Raw genomic sequence first — 3,379 nt, 5'->3', positions numbered from 1 at the left:
TTTCCGACGATCTTCTTCAGGCGATCGTCGGAAATGTCGAATTGGCCGATCAGGCTGTTCATGGCAGGTCCGTCCGCGGGAGGATTGGTCGTTTCCCCCGATGTAGGGGCGAAGGCGCGCCGAGACAATCGGCAACAGGCCCGATCACACCGGTGTCAGGCCACCGCCGTCGTCGCAGCCTGCCCGGCTAGGATCAGGGGAGCGCGGCAAAACCGTCGGCGAAACCCTTGAGGTCGACAGGAATGCCGATGCCTTCTTCCGGCGTCTGGAAGACGATGAAGGTGGCCGAGGTGCCGGTCTTCAGCGTGTCGAGGAGCGGCTTTTCGAGGATCACCTCGGCATAGCAGCCGTCCTGGAAGCAGCGTACGAAATAGGCCCGCCCGATGTCCTTGCCATCGACATTGAGGCCAAGCCCGTTGGGCAGGAGAACGCCGAGCGGGGCCAGCACACGCAGGATCTCCGCCTTGTTGTCGGCGGTGCGCAAAACGACCACCGACAGCCCCATCTCCGGCCGGTCCTCGGCGACGACGTTCTGCATCATCACGCATTGCTCCGACGTCGCGCCGGCCGGCGTGTCGCAGATGATCGACCACGCGCCATGCGTCGAGCGCACAGTGCCGCTCGGCTGCTGCGCGGCATTGGCTTGTGCGGCGTACGATGCGCCCGTGCCGGACAGGCAGGCGCCAAGCAAGGCGGCGAGAAAGATGACCTTCGCCAAGGTTCTCGAAAGCCAGAGTCTCATGACGGCTCCATTGCGAATCACGGCACTTTGAAGCCGAGCGACAGCCAAGTAAAGGACGAGACCGCCGCCAGCCCGCCCGGACATGGGCAATTCAGCGCTTTTCCAAGCCAAATTCGCCCGAATTGCGACCACGCGGCATGCGGGTCCGGAGCGTTCACTGCCGATCACGCGCCGGTGATCGGCAGAGGCCGCTTTGCCGTCCCGAAGGCGTGGTCGCACTTGCGCGCAAAAATGCCGCACGGTTTCCTCCGCTCCTTTCTTGCGGAGGCAATTAGAGTATGGTTTGAACCAGCCTTGGGACTGTCCGGGATTCCCGTCCCGGCGCTATTCGATATTCTTGCGCATACGGCCGCGAGAAAATGGGAGATGATGAGGGCGATGAGAAAATTCCTAGCAAGCGCCGCTGCCGCCGTCGCTGTCTTTGCCGGCGCATCCGCCCATGCGGCCCAGCCGCAGCCCTGGGAGATGACCTTCCAGCCCGCCGTCACAGACATCATGCGGCAGGTGACCTGGTTCGAGCACTACACGCTGTGGTTCATCGTGCCGATCACGCTGTTCGTGCTGTTCCTGCTCGCCTATTGCATCCTGAAGTTCCGCGCCAGCGTCAATCCGGTGCCGTCGCGCACCAGCCACAACACGCTGATCGAGGTGATCTGGACGGTCGGGCCGGTTGTCATCCTGCTCTGCCTGGCCATCCCCTCGTTCCAGCTGCTCACCGCGCAGTACACGCCGCCGGAGGAAGCCAAGCTGACGCTCAAGGCGACCGCAAACCAGTGGAACTGGGACTATGAGTACCAGGTCGACAAGACGCTCACCTTCAACTCCGCGATCCTCCAGGACGCCGACCGCGCCGCCGCCGGCAAGGAAGACCGCAAGCTTTATCCGCGCCTGCTGGCCGTCGACAATGAGATGGTCGTGCCGGTCAACACGATGACCCGCGTCCTGGTGACGGCGACCGACGTGATCCACGCCTTCGCCATGCCGTCCTTCGGCGTCAAGACCGACGCCGTGCCCGGCCGCATCAACGAGATCTGGTTCAAGGCCGAGAAGGAAGGCCTCTACTACGGCCAGTGCTCGGAGCTGTGCGGCAAGGACCACGCCTTCATGCCGATCGCCATCCGCGTCGTCTCCGACGCGCAGTACAACACCTGGCTGGCCGCAGCCAAGACCGACCTGCCCGGCGCCAACAAGGCGCTGATGGCCGAGGTTGATGCTCAAGACAAGGTAGCGGCTGCCGGCAACTGATGCCGCGGCCAGGAAAGATCAGGGAATGGAGCGGAACATGGCAGAGGCTGCAGCTCACGACGATCACGACCACAAGCCCTATCATGGCTGGGTCCGCTGGGTCTATTCGACCAATCACAAGGACATCGGCACGCTCTATCTGATCTTCGCGATCTGCGCCGGCATCATCGGCGGCGCGCTGTCGGTCGTCATGCGCATGGAGCTGCAGGAGCCGGGCATCCAGATCTTCACCGGTCTGGCGCAGATGGTCTACGGCATGAGCGGCGACGCGGCGCTCGACGGCGGCAAGAGCATGTACAATGCCTTCACCACCGCACACGCGCTGATTATGATCTTCTTCATGGTCATGCCGGCGCTGATCGGCGGCTTCGCCAACTGGATGGTGCCGATCATGATCGGCGCGCCGGACATGGCCTTCCCGCGCATGAACAACATCTCCTTCTGGCTGCTGCCGCCGGCCCTGATCCTGCTGCTCACCTCGATGTTCGTGCCGAGCGCGCCGGGCGCCTTTGGCGTCGGCGGCGGCTGGACGATCTATCCGCCGCTGTCGACATCCGGCCAGCCCGGGCCCGCCATGGATCTGGCGATCCTGTCGCTGCACATCGCCGGCGCCTCCTCGATCCTCGGCGCCATCAACTTCATCACCACCATCTTCAACATGCGCGCGCCGGGCATGACCCTGCACAAGATGCCGCTGTTTGCCTGGTCGGTGCTGATCACCGCCTTCCTGCTGCTTTTGTCGCTGCCGGTCCTGGCCGGCGGCATCACCATGCTGCTCACCGACCGCAATTTCGGCACCACCTTCTTCACGCCGGATGGCGGCGGTGACCCGATCCTGTTCCAGCACCTGTTCTGGTTCTTCGGTCACCCGGAAGTCTACATCCTGATCCTGCCGGGCTTCGGCATCGTCAGCCACATCGTCTCGACCTTCTCGAAGAAGCCGGTGTTCGGCTACCTCGGCATGGCCTATGCCATGGTCGCGATCGGCGCCGTCGGCTTCATCGTCTGGGCGCACCACATGTACACGACCGGCCTGTCGCTCGACACGCAGCGCTACTTCGTCTTCGCCACCATGGTCATCGCGGTGCCGACGGGCGTGAAGATCTTCTCCTGGGTCGCCACAATGTGGGGCGGGTCGATCTCGCTGAAGACCCCGATGCTGTGGGCGATCGGCTTCATCTTTCTGTTCACGCTGGGCGGCGTCACCGGCGTCCAGCTCGCCAATGCCGGTCTCGATCGCCCGCTGCACGACACCTACTATGTCGTCGCGCACTTCCACTACGTGCTGTCGCTCGGCGCCGTCTTCGCCATCTTCGCCGGCTGGTATTACTGGTTCCCGAAGATGACCGGCTACATGTACTCGCCCGTCATCGCCAACACCCACTTCTGGGT

3 protein-coding genes are annotated in these 3,379 nt (G+C 63.5%); 2 read left to right on the top strand and 1 reads right to left on the bottom strand.

The genetic code is table 11. The features are described from left to right. Nucleotides 1–193 precede the first annotated feature (193 nt). Entirely contained in the window at nucleotides 194–742 is a 549-nt protein-coding gene (locus EN745_RS32185; protein ID WP_126055924.1) for an invasion associated locus B family protein, read from the bottom strand. Between the two features lie 378 nt (nucleotides 743–1,120). Here EN745_RS32185 and coxB point away from each other — a divergent pair, with 378 nt between their 5' ends. Together coxB and EN745_RS32175 are read left to right on the top strand one after the other, a co-directional pair. Further along, a complete protein-coding gene (gene coxB, locus EN745_RS32180; RefSeq protein ID WP_245487889.1) occupies nucleotides 1,121–1,987 on the top strand; it encodes a cytochrome c oxidase subunit II in 867 nt (288 codons plus the stop codon). A 37-nt stretch (nucleotides 1,988–2,024) separates the two neighbouring features. After that, on the top strand, nucleotides 2,025–3,379 hold a 1,355-nt coding region (locus EN745_RS32175; protein ID WP_145992255.1), incomplete at its 3' end, for a cytochrome c oxidase subunit 1.

Origin of the sequence: Mesorhizobium sp. M4A.F.Ca.ET.022.05.2.1, assembly GCF_003998845.1 — a bacterium.
Classification (GTDB): Bacteria; Pseudomonadota; Alphaproteobacteria; order Rhizobiales; family Rhizobiaceae; genus Mesorhizobium.
The sequence above is the reverse complement of the archived record's forward strand: the minus strand, read 5'-3'. Positions and strand labels throughout refer to the sequence as shown.

Excerpts from the sequence above, each read along its gene's own strand:
- coxB (WP_245487889.1), top strand. The coding sequence starts at position 1,121 with ATGAGAAAATTCCTAGCAAGCGCCGCTGCCGCCGTCGCTGTCTTTGCC.
- EN745_RS32185 (WP_126055924.1), bottom strand. The coding sequence starts at position 742 with ATGAGACTCTGGCTTTCGAGAACCTTGGCGAAGGTCATCTTTCTCGCC.